Annotated in this window: 14 protein-coding genes; 2 read left to right on the plus strand and 12 right to left on the minus strand. The window is 42.4% G+C overall.

Annotated features, from left to right (window positions below; all coding sequences use genetic code 11):
- Window positions 1–35 precede the first annotated feature (35 nt).
- Window positions 36–1,016: an SDR family oxidoreductase gene (locus H6550_05570; GenBank protein MCB9045590.1), complete on the plus strand. Its 981-nt coding sequence runs from the start codon at window positions 36–38 to the stop codon at window positions 1,014–1,016.
- Here the strand turns inward: H6550_05570 and H6550_05575 are convergent.
- Window positions 1,013–2,260, minus strand: coding sequence for a glycosyltransferase (locus tag H6550_05575; GenBank protein ID MCB9045591.1), 1,248 nt, complete (start codon window positions 2,258–2,260; stop codon window positions 1,013–1,015). The two genes, H6550_05570 and H6550_05575, sit on opposite strands and share 4 nt — an antisense overlap.
- Window positions 2,261–2,323: 63 nt before the next feature.
- Window positions 2,324–4,237, minus strand: a complete 1,914-nt coding sequence (gene asnB, locus H6550_05580; GenBank protein MCB9045592.1) for an asparagine synthase (glutamine-hydrolyzing) — start codon at window positions 4,235–4,237, stop codon at window positions 2,324–2,326.
- A gap of 48 nt (window positions 4,238–4,285) precedes the next feature.
- Between asnB and H6550_05585 the strand changes: the two genes are divergently transcribed.
- Entirely contained in the window at window positions 4,286–5,695 is a 1,410-nt protein-coding gene (locus tag H6550_05585) for a hypothetical protein (protein ID MCB9045593.1), read from the plus strand.
- On the opposite strand, the gene H6550_05590 is transcribed toward H6550_05585, so the two are convergent.
- The 10 genes from H6550_05590 to H6550_05635 form a co-directional block, all read right to left on the minus strand.
- The gene (locus H6550_05590) at window positions 5,673–6,746 is read right to left on the minus strand and encodes a glycosyltransferase (GenBank protein MCB9045594.1); all 1,074 of its coding nucleotides are present in this window, start codon (window positions 6,744–6,746) and stop codon (window positions 5,673–5,675) included. The two genes, H6550_05585 and H6550_05590, sit on opposite strands and share 23 nt — an antisense overlap.
- Before the next feature lie 15 nt (window positions 6,747–6,761).
- On the minus strand, window positions 6,762–7,868 hold the full coding sequence (locus H6550_05595; GenBank protein MCB9045595.1) for a glycosyltransferase family 4 protein: 1,107 nt from the start codon (window positions 7,866–7,868) through the stop codon (window positions 6,762–6,764).
- Window positions 7,869–7,879: 11 nt separating this feature from the next.
- Window positions 7,880–9,088 carry a glycosyltransferase gene (locus H6550_05600; GenBank protein MCB9045596.1) on the minus strand — a complete coding sequence of 403 codons (1,209 nt, stop codon included), beginning with the start codon at window positions 9,086–9,088 and terminating at the stop codon, window positions 7,880–7,882.
- Window positions 9,081–10,295, minus strand: coding sequence for a glycosyltransferase family 4 protein (locus H6550_05605; GenBank protein ID MCB9045597.1), 1,215 nt, complete (start codon window positions 10,293–10,295; stop codon window positions 9,081–9,083). The genes H6550_05600 and H6550_05605 overlap by 8 nt, the downstream gene beginning before the upstream one ends.
- Before the next feature lie 16 nt (window positions 10,296–10,311).
- Complete coding sequence (locus tag H6550_05610; protein MCB9045598.1) at window positions 10,312–11,196, minus strand: hypothetical protein; 885 nt, start codon at window positions 11,194–11,196, stop codon at window positions 10,312–10,314.
- Between the two features lie 22 nt (window positions 11,197–11,218).
- Window positions 11,219–12,415 carry a glycosyltransferase family 4 protein gene (locus tag H6550_05615; GenBank protein ID MCB9045599.1) on the minus strand — a complete coding sequence of 399 codons (1,197 nt, stop codon included), beginning with the start codon at window positions 12,413–12,415 and terminating at the stop codon, window positions 11,219–11,221.
- Window positions 12,416–12,417: 2 nt separating this feature from the next.
- Window positions 12,418–13,374 carry a glycosyltransferase family 2 protein gene (locus tag H6550_05620; protein MCB9045600.1) on the minus strand — a complete coding sequence of 319 codons (957 nt, stop codon included), beginning with the start codon at window positions 13,372–13,374 and terminating at the stop codon, window positions 12,418–12,420.
- A gap of 10 nt (window positions 13,375–13,384) precedes the next feature.
- Entirely contained in the window at window positions 13,385–14,341 is a 957-nt protein-coding gene (locus tag H6550_05625) for a glycosyltransferase family 2 protein (GenBank protein MCB9045601.1), read from the minus strand.
- 14 nt (window positions 14,342–14,355) lie between these two features.
- A complete protein-coding gene (locus H6550_05630; GenBank protein ID MCB9045602.1) occupies window positions 14,356–16,134 on the minus strand; it encodes an ABC transporter ATP-binding protein in 1,779 nt (592 codons plus the stop codon).
- Window positions 16,135–16,252: 118 nt separating this feature from the next.
- A complete protein-coding gene (locus tag H6550_05635; GenBank protein MCB9045603.1) occupies window positions 16,253–18,688 on the minus strand; it encodes a polysaccharide biosynthesis tyrosine autokinase in 2,436 nt (811 codons plus the stop codon).
- Between the last annotated feature and the right edge of the window lies 1 nt (window position 18,689).

Here is an 18,689-nt window from a genome sequence, read left to right on the forward strand (position 1 = left end):
ACGCAGGGGTATTAATAAGCATAAATTACATATAGATGTCATTATTCCATACAGACGACCTTGGCAAATACCGTTTCTTAGTAACAGGTGGTGCCGGCTTTATTGGTTCACACATTACAGAATACCTGCTTAAAAATGGTGCTGGTAAAGTGCGTGTATTAGATAACCTGGCAACAGGGTTCCGCAAAAACATAGACCTGTTTAAAGACTACGGTAATTTTGAATTCATCAATGGCGATATCCGTGATCCGGAAACCTGCAGGAAGGCCTGTGAGGGTATAGATTATGTAAGCCACCAGGCCGCACTTGGCTCTGTTCCCCGTTCTATTCAGGACCCAATCACCAGCAATGATGTGAATGTGGGCGGATTTGTGAATATGCTTACTGCAGCCAAAGATGCTGGGGTGAAAACCTTTGTTTACGCATCCTCTTCATCAGTATATGGCGACGAGCCAAACCTGCCCAAGCGGGAAGAGAAGGTAGGTAACCCGTTATCTCCTTACGCAGTTACAAAAAAGGCAAATGAACTATATGCCGGCGTATTCGCCCAACTATATGGTATGAAACTGGTAGGGTACAGGTACTTTAATGTGTTTGGTCCCAGGCAAGATCCTCATGGCCCTTACGCAGCTGTCATACCTCTGTTTGTGGATGGTATAATGAAGAAAGCACCCGTATATATCAACGGCGATGGTGAGCAGACACGCGATTTTACATTTGTAGACAATGCAGTACAAGCAAATGTGAGAGGGATGCTGTGTAAGAATGAAGAAGCATTTGGAAAGGTGTACAACGTTGCCGTAGGTGAGAATTTCTCAGTGAACTTCCTGTACAACAGGATAAGGGAGATACTGGAAGCAGATCACGAAGCTACCTATCGTGAGCCAAGGGCAGGCGATGTAAGAGATTCACTTGCAGACATTTCCCTTGCACAGAATTTACTGGGTTATGAGCCTACCAAAGGGTTCCTGGATGGCCTGGCGCAGACAGTGGCCTTTTTTAAAGAAATGCACTAATCCTCTTCAAGATTGGGAGAAACAGGCCTGATGGGTGGTTTGCGATAATCAACACCGGCCATTGCTAGTTGCTCATAATAATAGTCAGACATGTCTCTTACCAGCCTTTGGTAGGAGTAATGTGTTTGCGCGAATGTTTTGCCCAATTGCCCGAAATAAGCGCGTTTTTCAGGGTTGTTGATGAGTTTGAGTAATGCTTCTGCAAACATGTCAGGGTCGCCGGGCTCTGTTATGTACCCTGTTTGGTTGTCTGTAACTACATCTTTTACTCCACCTACATTAGTAGACACTACAGGTCTTGATGCAGCCTGTGCTTCTATAAGCGATACCGGTGTGCCTTCATTATGAGAAGTAAGTGCGACAATATCCAGTCCTGAAAGCACGTAGTCCATTTCTGTCTGCCATGATATGCAGGATGCGGTAGCCTCCCTGGGATCGGCAGGGTAGTAAGTATAATCTATACCTGCTTCAGCAAATTCTGCTTCCATCTGCTCACGCATATCACCATCGCCTATTACAATAAACTTTACAGGCAGACTGGTTTGGTCTAATACTCTTTTCGCAGCAGCTACAAACAGGCTGTGGTTCTTTACAGGCACAACACGCCCAATGATACCGATAACAATATCGTCAGTATTGAGGCTGAATTGTTTCCTGAACTCTGCTCGCTTCGCATCCTGGTGAATGTTGAACTTGTCAAGGTCAAGCCCTAAAGGGATGATCTTGATCTTTTCAGGCTCACATATTTTGTATACATCTGCCAGTTCATGTTTTTGTGTTTCACTTATGGCTATGATACCTGTAGAACGCCGTGCCAGGTAACGTTCTATCTGTATAAATGTATTGGTTTTGAACTTGCTGAAGTAGCTGTGAAAAACATGGCCATGAAAAGTGTGCAGAATCACAGGTACTTTGCAGGCATCGGCGGCCATACGGCCAATCACTCCTGATTTGGCAGCGTGTGTATGAACTATGTCAGGTCTGAATTTTTCAATCAGTGCCTTTATTTTCTGATAGGCATAACCATCATTCAGGGGGCTGATGTCACGCTTCATTTCAGGCACCACCACGGGGTCTAAACCAAGGTTCATGATCAGGTGGTCGGCATCTTGCTCGTGACTGTCTTTATCGCCAATCACCAACATGGTCTCAAATTCCGGGGCCATATATTTGGTCAGGTAAGTGACGTTTATAGCAGGACCTCCTATGATCAGACGGTTATGTATGCGTAATACCCTGGGCATGTGAATCTTAGTTGTACAATGATACAATAATTTGATTGCCTAATCAAACAGATGGTATTGTTACTAATTTATAAAATATTTTTTCCACCAATACTGGAATACGATCAGCGCCCATATGGTAGCATGGCTATCTTCGGGGCTGTTGCTGTGCAGTTTTTTCTTCAGGTGCTCTATAGCATCCACATTGAAAATGCCCTGCTCTTCGATAAACGACTTTTTGAGCAGGTCGTCGTTTATCAATCCCCACAGTTCATTTTTGAACCAGTCCAGCAATGGAATTTCAAAGCCATGCTTAGGGCGGTTATATATTTCTTCAGGCAGCATATCACGGAAGGCATCCTGTACGATGCGTTTCTTCATGTTGGCGTCTATCTTATATCTTTCCGGTAATGAGAAGGCGAAATCTACTACTTTATAATCAAGGAAAGGGCTGCGTACCTCCAGGCTGTTTGCCATACTCATCAGGTCTACTTTTACCAGCATATCGCCTGTAAGTACCAGGTTCATGTCTGTGAGCAGCAGTTCATTAAAATCCTTATCACCCAGATGATGAAGTATGTCCTGGCGTTCCATTTCCATCTGCGGATAATCTACCTGCTCAATAGATTGACGACTGAGCAATGAGTCCGTTTTAGATACAGTGTTAAATGATGCCCATCTCCAGTAACGGTCTTTAGCAGATAGTTGTCCACCTTCTGCAAATCTGTGCAGCTGGCGGAAGAGGTTGGTTATTTTGTTGTTCCTGCCGCGTGGTAACATACTCCATACAGGCAAGCCTGCTTTTACCAGAGTATTTACCAATGAGCTTTGCCTCATTTTCCACTCGGCGGCGTGTTTGTTATAGCCTGCAAATACCTCATCTCCTCCGTCACCGCTCAGTGCAACAGTTACATGTTTGCGCGTATGGTGACACAAGATATATTCAGGTATGGCTGATGAGTCTGCAAAAGGTTCATCCATATAATCCAGCACGTCATACACATGCTCCAGGAAATCGCTATTGGTCAGTGAGAAGACGGTATGATTGGTCTTGTATTTTTCTGCAACCAGCTTAGCATACTTCGTTTCATCAAAAAACGCATTCTCTTTATAGCCAACTGAAAAGGTATTCAGGTCTTTGGTGTATTTGCTGGCCAGTGCAACAATAACTGAGGAGTCTATGCCTCCGCTCAGGAATGCACCCAAAGGAACATCTGAAATCATACGTTCCTGCACAGATGCGTCCATTCGTTTTACCAACTCAGCCTGCGCACCATCATATGTAAGGTCATTATAATGTGCTGTGTCAATTTTGATAGAGTAATAAGGTTTGTATTCTTTTATACCTGTGCTGTCTATCAGCATATAGTGGGCAGGTTTTACTTTGGCCACACCTTCTATCATGCTTTGTGGTTGGGGTATATAGTTCAGTTGCAGGTACTGGTGTAGAACCGAGTAATTCAGCTTTTTAGGTATGCCCCATGCCAGCAATGATTTCATTTCTGATGAAAATGCGAATTGTTCATCAGTACTATAATAATTAAGTGGTTTTTTCCCGTAACGATCCCTGGCCAGTAACATTAATCCCGTTACTTTATCATACAGGCTGAAGGCGAAAAAGCCACTCAACCAGGGCAGGCAGTCTTTCCCGTACTCAATAAGAAGGTAAAGCAGTATCTCAGTATCTGAAGTTGTCCTAGGTCCGCCTATACGTTCCCATACTTTTTTGAGGTACTTTTCTGATAATTCCCTGTAGTTGAAGATTTCCCCATTAAAGACGATAATATACCGTCCTGTTGCGTCCGTCATGGGCTGAAATGCGCCACTGGAGGTATCTATGATTGATAGGCGCCTGTGTCCTAAAGCAACGTTGTTATGTGTATAAATATCCCCATGGTCGGGACCACGCAGATACATTTTATCGGTTGATTGTCTTACCTTTATAACGTTTGCTTTAGCGCTATCTGCAAAAGCATAGTAGCCTGTAATACCACACATGTAGAGAAATACGTTTAGACAAATTCAGAAACAAAGAAATCAGAGACGATGTACGAGTCAGATTGGCGGCAATTTATAACATTTCTGGACTTTTTGTTACTACCTTTTTACCTGGTAGCTATCTTTTTCATCGCTTACCAGATTCGTGAACGCAGATATCCCGTTGGTCATCCATGGAGGAAGTATTTTATGTCCGGGTTGATCTTTAAGGTAGGCGGGGCTATCGGTATCAGTCTTATTTACCGTTATTATTATGGATGGGGGGACACTGCCTTGTATCACTGGCACGCAAAGATCATTAACAGTGCGATGGACGAAAGTTTTACGAAATGGTACAACATGCTTTTCAGGATACCAGAGTGGTATGCAGGAGGCTATACCAAGTATATTACACAAATGGACTGGTACCAGGCTCCTGCTGAGTATACGGTGTGTACGATAGTCGCTGTTATCATGCTATTTACACTCAACACCTTTTTACCTACGGCTGTTATCATAGCAGCCATTGCTTTTTCCGGTATCTGGGCTTTGTTCAGAACGTTTGCAACAAAATTCCCTGAATATACGAGGTACATAGCTATTGCAACTCTGTTTGTTCCCAGTACTATCATGTGGGGGTCGGGTATCTTTAAAGACACTATCTGTATGTTTAGTCTCGGGTGGATGACCTATGGAGCATTCCGTCTGCTCATCAACAGGGACTTCAGGTTCCGTACAGTGGCTATTACAGCTTTGTCTTTTTTTCTTCTGGCAACCATCAAGCTATACATTCTTATCGCGTTTATACCGGCTATTATATTCTGGATATTGGCATCCTATTCTCACATGATACGTAACGGCTTTGCACGTTTTATTATGAAGTTTGCTGTGTTCGCTATCTGTGCCGGTGGTTTCGTTATTGTCATGCAACAGTACTCCGAAGTGTTTGGTAAATATTCTCTGGACAAAATTGCGAAGACATCCTATCTTATCAGTAGTTATATTCAGGAACAATCAGGTGATGAAGGTAGTGCTTATAACCTGGGAGAGCTGAGCCCTACAGCCGCAGGCATGCTCAGCAAGTTTCCTGCTGCTGTGAACGTAACATTATTCAGGCCCTATCTCTGGGAAACACGTAAAGCTCTTCAGCTCATCAACGCACTGGAAGCAACTATTTTCCTCCTGGTGACCATAAAAGTGATCCTGTCAATCGGGCTTAAAGAGATATGGAAAACTATATCAGCAGATCCTACGATACAATTCTGCCTCATATTTACATTGATATTTGCGTTTGCGGTGGGCATATCTTCGGGTAATTTTGGGACACTTTCACGTTATCGTATCCCATGTCTGCCGTTCTACGGTCTTACATTGGTACTTATTTATTATAAACATTACCCGATACAGGTTAACTTGCTTTCGTTTAGTCTTATCAGCCGTAAGAAAGTGGCGATATTTATGCACGGAGTACCTGAATAAACCTGGTTTTGTTGGCGGATATGCTGTATTCAAGCAGCATTTTATTGCGCCCTGCTGCTCCGGCTTTTTTTCTGAGTTCAGTATCTGTTGCCAGTTTCTTAAGTGCTGCTATCCATTCTTCTTTTGTGGTGCACAAGAATCCATTTACACCCTCTTCAATGATGACCTTATTTACTCCTACGGGGCTGGCAATTGCCGGTATGCCTAGCGAAAGGTACTGTATCAGTTTAAAACCACATTTTCCCTCACTCCAGTTGTCGTCTTTCAGTGGCATTACCCCTACATCAATTTTAAGCAAGTCGCTTATTTCGGTTGTCTCATTCCAGTTGATAAATTCCCAATTATTAAGTGGTAAGTCAGGTTTTTTATTAGCTATCAAAATGAATTTTGTACCAAGATTTTGTTCCGCATATTGCAGTACATCCATAATCTCATCCAGGTAGGGAATGGTAGAATGACTGCCTGTCCATCCGATAGTTACCTGCCCTTCGGTATGTTCCTTAATGCCATTGTGCATACGGTCCATATCTACGCAGGTAGGTATCAATACAACATTGTCATTGTATTTGCGGGCGTAATTGCATAAGTAGTCATTACCTCCTATTACAGTATGCGACCATTTGCAGATATACTTCACCTTCCAAAAGGCTTTGAGCATAGCTGCCAGGCTATTCTCTGAGCTCGTATTAGGTATCCATATGGCGTCGTCAAAATCATATATCATCTTCTTACGCCACAGCTTTGCCACTATCCATTCAAATACAGGAGGTCCCATAGGAGCCCCTTCACGGTGTACAAAAACACAGTCGTAATGATGAATATCAAACAATACAGTTTTCAGCCTTCTCAGGTATCCTTTAGCTATCCCGGTTGCCTTTTGCAAAGCAGAACCTTCCTTGTAAAGTATATGCCAGGTGTGGGCATCCATAAACGGTGCTATGTCATAATTGATATCACCTTCTTCTTGTATGTACGGTTCGAATAACTCTACGCGAAACCGTTGCGAGGGTGCGTGCCTTACCGGGTAGGGCACCATAAATAATATGTTCAGTTTCCTTTTACTCATTTAACTGTTAGATATTATTTGTCGCATCTCTTTCCGATACTGTTCCGTGTTGAACTTCTCTCGTACATATGCTCTTCCTTTAGTAGCAAATTCGCTCCTGAGTTCAGAGTTTGTTATTAGTTGTGTTAATGCTTCAGCTATCGCATCTACATCTTTTACCGGTACTGTTATGCCTGTTTTACCGTTGTTAATGATCTCTTCAGGACCACCGCATTTTGTAGCTATTAATGCCGTACCATAATATGCAGCTTCCAGGCATGTCATAGAAAATGATTCTGCCTCTGAGCAATTCAGAACGATATCTGCAGCCTTGATCGCAGATTCTACATTAGCATTGAAATGATCGAATTTTACAATGCCGGTTAACCCAGCCCGTGCACTCATCATCTCGAGCTCAGATTTATAAGCAGCGTTTTTCTCTAATCCCATATCGCCGCCCATAAAGGTTAATGTTATATTCTTGTGCGTAGCATAGACTTTGATAAATGCGGCCAATGCATCATCCTGACCTTTCCCCCTTATATAATTGGAGAGGTAAAGTATTGAAATGTCCTTATTGTCACGAACCGTTTTTTCTGGTTCAGTTTCTGTGAGTTGCACAGGGTCATATACCCTTACAGCTTTTGGATGAGGCGGTAGTTGCTTCAGGACTGCGTCAGAAACAGCTATCATTCTGTGAGAATACTTCAACCCGTACCTGATCCATATTTTCCGGAATATACCGGGCATTACAGAAGGGAGGAAACGCACGTAGGTAAGTAATTTACCCTTGTAACCCATTACCTTAAGCATCACACCCAGCATATTGTAAAAGTCATTAACTTGTACGATATCTACTTTTTCATGACGTACAATGCTTCGTAAAGCAACAGCGTTTCGCAACAACATGATAGGGTAAAGCAGAAGAATCGGTACAGAACGTTTGATCTCTACCATCGGTAATCTGTAAACTTTTATTCCCTTGTCTTGCAGGGTCTTTTTGAGTTTACTCTGATCGCTGATCACAAAGATAAATTTGTGCTCTTCTGATAACAGATCAGCCTCATTTACGGCACATTTAAACGCACCTGTGAAAGCTATGGAGTTGTCTATTATCAGTATATTCAATTGTTTTGATTTTAGTGTTCAATGATATCCTGCCATTTCGCCAACAGGGTTTCCAAAGCAAACCTGTCTGATAATTTATTGAATTCTTCGGTCGAAGGTACGGGATTATCTAACCTGTAATTTATCTCGTCTGTCCAGGTATCAATTATTTCGTCTGTTATGTCGTGTAACATGGGTAAGAGCGAGCCTACAGGTGTCCTGACCAGTTGTTCTGTAGGTTTAGGGCCTAAGCCGGCCACATTTAATATCTCCCTGGGCCCGGTAGGACAATCTGTGCTCACTACAGGTTTTTCGCAAATGATAGCTTCTGCCAGCACATTCGGGAACCCCTCCCATGAAGAGGTAAGGGCGAAAAGGTTACTATGTTGATAGAATTTAAATGCATTCTTCTGAAATCCCATAAAGTATATATCTGCATCCTGGTATGTGCCATCCCAATCGTATGGCTTCAGGTTAAGTGATCTTGCCAATTCAGTCAGTTCGCCATGCAATTCGCCATCTCCAAGTATTACTAGCCGTGCATCAACATGGTCTTTTACTTTTTTAAGTATTCTTACCAGTTTATCATGCTCTTTAGCCACATGCAACCTGCCTGATGTGATGATGACTTTCTTTGAGAATATTTTTCCTTCATCTTCAGTCAGTGGCACACTCGCATTTGCGAATATTTCTTCTTTTTCATAGAAGTTGAATATTACTCTTAGCTTATCGTAGTTTATACCAAAATATGTATTTAACTCATCAGCCAATGCCTGGGTAACGCATACTATGTTGTCTGCCCGTTTATACAGGAAAGGTATCAATACTTTTTTGCGCACTTGCCCCATGAATCCGCTGATGACTTTGTCGAACATTTTAGAGCCACGGATACTCAGTACTACTTTCTCCCTGCCTTTGGTCAATACGTTTACATAGTCAGGCCCTTCGAGAAAACTGATCGAGACATCGATATTGTTCTGTTGTTTGATCTCTTTTATTTTCCTGATACGGAAACGCCATGCTTTTATCTTATTATAAATTGAGGTGCCTCCGGGTGGGTCAACGAATATTATTTCATTGCAGGTTTTGTAATAACGTGTCCGGTCTTTACCTGATAAAATACACAATGTCACGTTATAGCCTAACCGCTCAAGATGATAACTCAATAACGATATAGAACGTTCTGCGCCACCCTTGCCAAGTTCCGACCCGATAAGTAATATGTTTTTCTGCTTAGTCATTGAGCATCTTTTCCAGGTAATCACTTAAGTGGACAATGTATTCGTCGAAGTTATAGTCTGTCAGGTTTTGTTTCGCGTTAAGGCCTTTTTGTGCGTTTTCTTCCCTATGGTGATACGCCCATAAAATACTTTCTTTTATAGCTTTAGCATCCCTTATAGGTACTATATAGCCGCCACCATCACCTCGGCTTATTAACTCGCTCGATCCCGCATTGTCAGTAATTAATACAGGTACCGCGTAATGTGCAGCTTCAAGTGCGGCCATAGGCCCGCCGTCTACCAGGCTTGGAACGACAAAGAGGTCGAGTTCTTGCATAAAAGCAGCTATATTATGAACATGGCCTGCAAACCTCACCTGTTTTACGTTGTCATAATGTTCTTCTATATAATCATGCATTACAGGATTGAGTGGCCCGCCTACAACCAGTTCTATATCAGGCAGGTTATGTTCAGTTATTATTTCCTCCCAGGCTTCCAGCAGGTATTGTAGACCTTTTAAGACTACTACGTACGACATGAATCCTACAACAAATTTTCCTCCTGTTTTTTTCTTGTTCTTAACATCATAAAAAGGGAAATCGGGTGTCATATGACCGGTCATATTTACTGCTTCTCCTTTAAAAGCAGTCGACTCTTTGTAGGTTTTATAGACAGTTGGGAAGAAACCAATGGCTATGTCCAGGTTTTTCATAGATTCTTTGAAGTACCTGTTACGCCTGTCATACGTATAGGCATCTATTTCTTTCGATCCAAGTTTCCTGTTCTCCTCACTTACGATATCGTATATATAATCATCCTCGGGTGTTCCTGATAACAGTATCGTGGTTATACCAAGGCTTTTGGCTTTTTTGAAAGTGCGTTTCAGGTAGGGTTGCGTTACAAATAATATTGAGATGGACTTATTCAGCTTCATAGCGCAGAAAAAGTCGAATAATAATTCCTGTATGAACCTGAAGCCGTGGGTCTGAAAGTTGTAAAAACTATTGATCTTATTCAGGATGAAGAGATAATACCTCGAAAAGAAAGAAACAGGTTCGCTAGGGAAGGGTGTGTCAAACTTTCCTTTAGAATTAACGACAAATGACTTTAATAAACCGCGTTTATGCAGTTCTTTAGACAATGCGTGCCCCAGCCTGGCCATACCTTGTCCACTTGTCGCTGTGAGCGATTGAAAAGATACAACCAATATTTTTCCTCCTTTATTCATAATAGTCCTGCTATTGTTATTTAAGCATTGTTGACAAGGTCATTTTTTCAACTTTGTATTTCGATACATGGTCCAGAAAGTCCAGTAATATTTTTTTCATGGTTATTGTTTCGTCATATACCATAGGGTAGTCAAACTCTACATAGTGTGTAGACAATACAAAATCGCCGTTGTATTTGCGCACCATATCAAAGTCGTATATCAATGTATCTAACCTTGTTGTGGGTTGCAATGGGTAATGATAGGCAATTTCATTGTGGTTCGAATACCTGACCACACGCGGGTAGTCAGACTCGCGATGTAGAACCTTGAAAGTTAATTGCTTTGCTATGTTATACAAGCCCTTCAGGTCTTTTTCTTTTTTATAGAATGGTATACCCCCACCACAAAGATTCAGCCCGGCATTAAGAACGGCTTTGTATCCCATTTCACTCAAAAGATTTTGAGGTGGTGTGAATACACTTATGTCGCAGTCTAATATTTTATTCAGGTGTGCTATTTCTTCTTTTATCTCATCGGTCAGGTCGCGGGTAGTAAAAAATTCAGCGCCTCTTACGTAGTTATTACTACGATTTTCAGGTAATTCCGGGTCGCCATTCCTGTGATATTTAGCATGAAATGATAGATCCAGTTTCCTTTCTTTTATTTTCTCCTTCAGGAAGGCTACCAGTGAGTTGTTATTTTCGATCGGGTTGGGCATATTGTCTTTATCCCAGGCTGCCCAGTCAGTATTTTGTTTGTCTTTGTATATCTGGTGCACCCAATACAGCCAGTTCCCTTTTACCTTTGATATGAGGCTGAGTGTAGGGGGAAAGTCACTCCAAATATCACTGTAACACTGTTCCAGGTCTTCCGGTTGCGTGTAGTAGTTGGTATCGTCGTCTCTTATTGCAAACCTCATAATTGTTTATTTTTCTATACAGTTATCGGTTTATGGCTTTTTGGTATACTTCGGTATATGCTTCCACACATTTGTTCATGTCAAACATCCGGTAGCATAAACCCGTGTTGTTTTTATGCTCGTCATACAGTGCCGGGGTATCCAAATATCGTTTCATGGCTGCTGCTATCTTGTCAACGCTCACCTCACCATTGTCTATGGCTACTATCTGCCCTGCAGGGTGTTGTGCCTGGCCTGTCATATTTACTATTTCACCTGCATCGCTGGCTATTACCGGCACATGGCAATACAGGTATTCAATGATCACTGTTGGCAGACTTTCAGAAGGGTAGGTAGAGGGCAACAACCCTACATCGAAAATATTGATCCAGTTGATTGGGTTATCTGAATGTCCTGTGAAATGTATTCTTTTCTCTGTGCTGTATTTTTCTTTCAGGTCCGACAGGTAGCCACTTTCACCCGTTAAAACTAAGTGGCTTTTGGTATTGTTCATTTTGAGAAACCCGTTAATAGCAACCTGCCAGCCTTTTTCAGGTATACCGCGCGATACCATGCCAAATACAAAGTCTGTATCATTGATGCCGAGCTGTTGCTTCAACACATCGGGTTGCTCTGTGACTTCACCGGTATATCCGTTATATATTTTACTTATTTTGTTAGCCGTTTCGTTGGGGAAATGTTCTTTGAAGAAGGCTGTCTGTTTATCCGAGATACAAACAGTGGCAGCGAGTCTTTGCAGGTTGTGTGGTGCTTTTGTAGGGTAGTTCAGTAATGGTATGGGTATGTTGTTCTTCGTTTTGTTGAAGAATTGCAGGTAATCGCCATGTATGGTATTAACTACAGGTATATTAAGGGGTGTACATACGTCCAGGCAAAGTTTGTCCACCTTAAGCAGGTGGCTGTGTATTACTTCTGTGCCCTGTTCTTTTATCAACTTATTTAGTGTTTTACGAATATAACTATCTCTCAGGCTGATATCTATTTTTAATCTGAACAGCAGGCCGTCTATTTTGCTTAATAGTTTGTATACCGGTATTGCCGCGGGCGTTACTTGCACGTCAGGAGCTATCAGCCTGCATAGTTCATAGTTCAACAGCTGGTTGTAGAATACAAACACACGCACATCGTGCCCGTTGTTATGCAATGCCTGTGCCAGGCGCAGTATAAAGGTTTCTGCGCCTCCCGGATGTATTACTTCTGATGCCAGTACGATCTTCATTGTTATGATAAATACTTACGGCGCAAATAATAAAATAAGGTCCTGTATCCTTCCGTGTCAGTTTTGCTATAGCTGAAATGTTTGCCTAACAAGTCTTTGGCCTGTTTCCAGTTCTTCTTGTCAATCGCTTTCGCTGCCCACATACGGTACCTTTTGGCCATTAATGGTTTATTGTTGAACAATGCCTGTTCAAATGCCTTGGCTTCTTCAGGTTTGCCTTGTTGCAGCCAGTCGGTACCTGTTTCGTTTATCAACCTGAATAACTCAGCAATGATATCCTGGGCTATTAGTTTCCGTTGGTCGTCCAATACATTTGTAATGGACCCGGGGTTAATGCGGTAGAAATACAGGCAATCTTTTAAAAAGTATATCGGGTACTTATGGTTTACTTTGAATGTCCAGTAGTGATCGTCCCCGTAAATACCATTGAAGTATTCGGAAAAATAACCGAATTCGTCAAAAAGCTGTCTTCTCCACATCAGGCCCGGAAACCAGAAAGGGTACTGCAATTGTAAGTCATACACAAGGAAATCTTCTGTATATTCCTGTGCATAAGAATCGAATTCCTGTACATTAAGTGGTTTGTCGTCGGTGCCGATCGCCTGAAAGTCGCTACCGCATATCACTATCTCAGGGTGTTTGATAAATACATTTACCTGCTTTTCTATCCTGTCAGGCGGGCACATATCGTCGGAGTCAAGTTGTGTCACTAATTCCCCGGTAGCTTTGCGCAAAGCCCAGTTCTTGTTTTTTACATAGCCAAGGTTTTTTTCCTGTTGGTATAATGTTATACGGGGGTCTTGTAAGTAGGGCTTGATCAGCTCTACCGTATTATCTTTCGATGTATCATCGCTGATGATCAGTTCCCAATTGCTGTACGTTTGTGCCAGTATGCACTCAATAGCTTTGCCTATGTATTCGGCACAATTATAAGAGCACATTATGATACTTACTTTCATACTCTTCGTTTTATTCAGCGTTGTTTTTCACCCTGGCCCTTACCAGGTACAGGAGCGATTGATAATTCTTAATGAAAAGCGGTGCTATAGACATGGCTTGTTTTAAAAGCGCCCACCCATTGCCGAAGTTGCCGTTGTCAATTTGTATGCATGCAAAAGCTCTCACCTTATCAGCCAGGTAGTTTTTATTGTGCATCAATTTTTGCTCATATTGCTCCAGTGCTTTTATATTGCCTTCCTTCAGCCAATCAGTGCCGGTTTCCAGTCTCTGTTTCTTTAGCTGTTGGAATACATCGTAAGCAATTATTTTTCTCAGCGCGTTTGGTTCATCGAGGTCTATACTGCGATGGTCTGAATTAGGCCTGGCCCATACAAAATACAAGTACTCGTCCAGGTAATATCCTCCATAACGGCTGATGATATCCATGATGAAGTAGTTGTCATAGCTGGTCACGCGGTCCCAGTACAGGTTATAACCGGGTATTTCTTTCAATACTTCCCTCCTGAACATGATCGTGGCCGGCGCCCAGTCTTCTTTGCGCATATCTGCAGGCCCGGAACCTGGCCTTTCAGGATATTCAGGATCTATATGACTATAATAAAAAATAGAGTTGGTCATACAGCAACCCACATCGTGGCTGTCAAGTACTGCTACCTGCTTCTCCACTCTCTGAAGGTCACACCAGTCGTCGGAGTCCTGTATCATGATATAATCACCCTTCGCTTCAAAGAACAGCCTGTTATAGCACCTCAATCCTCCCTGGTTCACTTCTGTGGTCAGCACCTTTATCCTGGTATCTTTGGCTGCCCATTTGTTGATGATGTCTAAAGAGTTGTCAGTAGATGCGTTGTCGCATACAATGCACTCAATATTGGTGTATGTCTGGTTCACAATGTGTTCCAGGCATTTATCCAAATACTCAGCACAGTTATAGTTAGGTACAACAACGGATACCAACTTACTCATAGTTGCTATTTCTTTTAGTGAGCATGCTGCTCAGCGGTCATTAATTCTTTATAGGACAGTTGCTCGGTGATTGTTCCACCGTCTATCCTGTATATCTGGTTACAATATTTTAATGAGGTATACCTGTGTGCGATAATTATTACAGTCAGGTGTTCTTCGCCTAACGCACGTATAGAGTTGGTAATTTCTTCTTCTGTTTTTGAATCTAATGCAGAAGTAGCTTCGTCAAATATCAGTATCTGCGCACCCTTATATATTGCACGTGCAATGGCGATCCTTTGCTTCTGTCCGCCCGAAAGATTGTTGCCGCGTTCGTTCAGCATGGTCTCTTCTTTGTCAGGCCACGAGTCTACCAGTTCCTTCAGGCTGGACAATTGTATGGCCCGCTCCAAACGCTTAGGGTCTATTTGCTCTCTGGGTTCGCCTATTGCTATATTTTCTTTAAAGGTTGTATTCATAACAAATACCTCCTGCCTTACGTAGCCAAGTATCTCCCACCATTTATGCACATTGTCCCTGGTTAGTTGTGTCTGGTCAATATGTATATCCCCGCTGGTAGGGTATAAAAAGCCAAGTATGTTATTTACCAAAGTAGATTTTCCCGCACCTGAACGCCCTATTATACCTATGGCCTCACCTTTTTTAATGGTCAGGTTGCAGTCTTTCAGTATATCAGTATCACTGCCGGGGTATTTGTAGCCAACATGGTTGAATTTTATGCTATGGGTCAGTGTGATTTCCTTACTGTCTTTTTTAACAATATCCTCTTCCTCTGTTGGTGTAAAGTCTACATCTTTAAATATGAAACCGGTAGAGGTCAGGTTATTCATTGAAATAACAAACCTGTTGATGGAGGGTATACTACGGTAAGCTACCACAGAGAATAAACTAACGGTTGTAATGATCTTCTCAGTATCCTTCAGTACAAACACGCCATACACCAGTATCAGGATAATACACATGAATATGGCTATCTCTATGATGCGTGTAGGAATGAACATCATGAAATCTATCTGTGCCTGGTTATGGCTGTATCTTTTTGCGAAGTCGTGAAAGCGGTTTTTAAAGCGGTCTTCTGTACCTGCTATTTTTATATCGGTATAACCGAATATCATCTCCTGTGCATACGCATACAGTTTGATACTGTTCTTGCTTTTTTCTTCACCTGCCTCGCGTATCATGTTCTTCACTTTGGCATAAAATGTACCCATGATAGGAATTAAAACGCCAATAAGCAGGAAGAACAGCTGCCAGTTATACAAGCATATAATAAGTCCTGTTAGTATAAAGATTATTGCCTCGTTGATAAGTATCAGGCTGGATATGGCAGCACTGCTGCACAAGGCAGATTGGTAATAGGTAAGTTTACTCACCAGTTCATTAGATGTTTCTTTTTGCATGTCCAGCATACTGCGGTCATATACTTTGCCTAGCACGTTCATTGAAGAGCTAACATACAGCCTACGCACAAATGCTACCTGTAGCCAATTGATCAGCAGACCGAAGGCATTTTTGGCGACTATCATCAGGAAGAAGAGTGCAACTGTATATACCAGTAATTCGTTTTTGGAAAAGGTGGCGAGGAAAGGGTAGTTGGTAGCAACAGTTTCGTAAAACGACTCAGACATAACCAGGCCCACAACAGGTATGATCAGCGAGAGGCCCAGAAGGTCAGTTATAGAACTGATAAACGTCCAGAATACCAGCCAGTTAAATGACTTCTTTTGTTTTCGGTTGAATATATTATAGAGCTTCGCGACGTACGAAAGCGCATTTCTTTTTTTCAATTTCATCAGCTATATGTAACTAATTTATTTCTGCAATGATATTCCTTTCATTAAAGAAGGGCCTATCGTATCTCTCTTGTTAACATGCAAATAACTGAAACGGGTATTTTACTGCTCCTCTCTCTTATTTAGTAAAAAACCGTTTGAATATGTTCTTCTTTTTCTTTTTGCTCTTGTCGTCGTTGTAATATCCATAGCCACCAGCCTGGTATCCGTACACATAGCCGTATCCGTAGCCTGAACTACCGCCGTATCCGTATCCGTATTTTCTAAGGAACTCCACACCATTGAATATGATAGCCGGATTTTTGATCTTTCCATCCTTGTGCAGTACGTCAAACATCCTTACCTGGTCTTTTACTGTGTAAGATTGCCTGATAATGAACAGGTTAGTACTTGCATATTGTGATAATATCAATGCATCTGACACCATACCTATCGGCGCAGTATCTACAATGATCACGTCAAACATTTCTGATAACTCATCAAACAACTGGCGGCATTTGTCTGAAACAAGCAATTCTCCAGGGTTGGGAGGTATGGCACCGCAGTTGGCGATATACAGGTTCTCGTGAATACCCGATGCTTTTATCACGTTTTCCATACCGCACATCCCAGCCAGGTAACCGCTGATACCACCATCATTGGGCAGGCCCAGGTAGTGGGCTATCTTAGGTTTACGCAGGTCAAATTCAAGAATGATAACACGTTTTTTCGCCAGTGTCATCGTGATACCCATATTGATAGATATGAACGATTTACCCTCACCACTGGTGCTCGATGTTACCATGTATATGCGGCTGTTATTCTTCGCCCCTGACATAAACTCAAGGTTGGCGCGTATCAGCCTGAATTGTTCTGCAACTCCTGTGCGCACGTGCGGACCAACGACAATTGCATTTTCTTTATCAGTAGTACCTTCTACTCTGCCTATCGAACCGATAAGCGGAATAGACGTTTGCGACTCAATATCATTTTCATTGATGACCTTATTGTTCATCACCTCGCGCAACACAACAATAGACCCCGGTATCAATATACCTATCAGGAACATCATCATGTATATCCTTTTAGGAACAGGACTTATGGGTGCACCTGATGCATATGGTACTACTACTACTTTTGATTTGTTGGTAGCTGAATAAACAGATATCTCGTTCTCTACCAACTTTTGATACAGCAACAGGTAGATGCTTTGCAGTACAGGGTAGTTCCTGTTGGCCTGGTTTATCTCTTTGTCTATTTCAGGGGCCTGACGTATCTTTTCCGATACTTCGCGCTGGTTCTCCCTTTCTACGGCCAGTTCGCGATTCAGGTTTTTCAGTACTTTTTCGCAGGCGTCAATAATACGTTTGCGTATAGCTGCTATCTCACTTTCTTTGTCCAGCAGTTGCGGGTGGGCTTTGCCCCAGTTGCGTGCCAGTAAACTTCTTTCGCGTATCGCCAGGTTATAGTCCTGTATCAGGCCGCTTAGCGATGGGTCTGTAACTTCTGCCCCGGCTATTACTTCATATTCACTTCCAAACGGATTCTCAAGGCTGTTCTTCAGCGTTTCAATGATGTTCTTTTTATGGGTCAGTTCATCTACCAGTGTTTCCGATGCTGACTTTTTACCCATAAGGTCTGCTGTCTCGGCTTTTACATCTACAACATCATTTGTTTTCTGTATATCAACGGTCAATGAGTCCAGTTGTTGCAGGTTGTTGCTGATACTCGCTGTCCTGTCTTCAATGAACTCTCGTGTTTTCTGCGCAGTATAGTTGATACTTTCCAGTTCGTTTTTCTGGTAGAAGTATATGAGCGTATTCATGAAGTCTACACCACGCTCCCGGATATTATCTGTAAAGTGCAGGTCCAGCAGGCTGGTACGGCCGTCCTGCAGGTCTACGCCAAACTTACCACCTATTCTGCCGGCGGCTACTTCAAGATGTTCTATGTTTACAATAAAGTCGGTAGACTCCAGGAAACCCCTGTTCACTTCAGGGCCTTCGTTGTAGAGAATTTTAAAACGTCCCCATTTGCGGTTGATCCACGTGCCGTATAATACGCGTTCTGATGCTTCGCCTTCTACCAGTTCAAACTGTCCCTCTACTATCTGGCGGATAGTGATCTGCTTGCTGCCGACAAGAAATCCTTTTTCGTCAAATACTATTTTTATCGGACATTCCTTGTACAGTTCCGTTTCTTTTACACGGCCTATAGCCCAGTAACGTATATTGATATCCAGGGAGTCGATCACTTTGAATATCATATCCTGCGACTGCAGTATCACTTTTTCGTTAAAAAGGTTGACCTTGGATTTGTCATTACCCGGATCGATCTTATTCAGCAGGCTTTGTGCCGGATCTTCTTTGTTTTGCTCCATAAGTATGGAGCTGTTAATGGCGTATTGCGGAGTAGTATAGCGCAGGTACAGAAAGCCTGCTGTGAGAGTTATAGACAGCGTAAGTACAAACCAATACCAATTGGTCAGCAGCGCCCCGAACAATCGCTTGAAGTCGAAACTCGAGTTGAGCTGGTTAAGTAGCCTTGCTTGTATTTGCTGTTGGTTCTGCTCCATT

It is taken from the genome of Chitinophagales bacterium (genome assembly GCA_020636495.1).
GTDB lineage: Bacteria > Bacteroidota > Bacteroidia > Chitinophagales > Chitinophagaceae > UBA5543.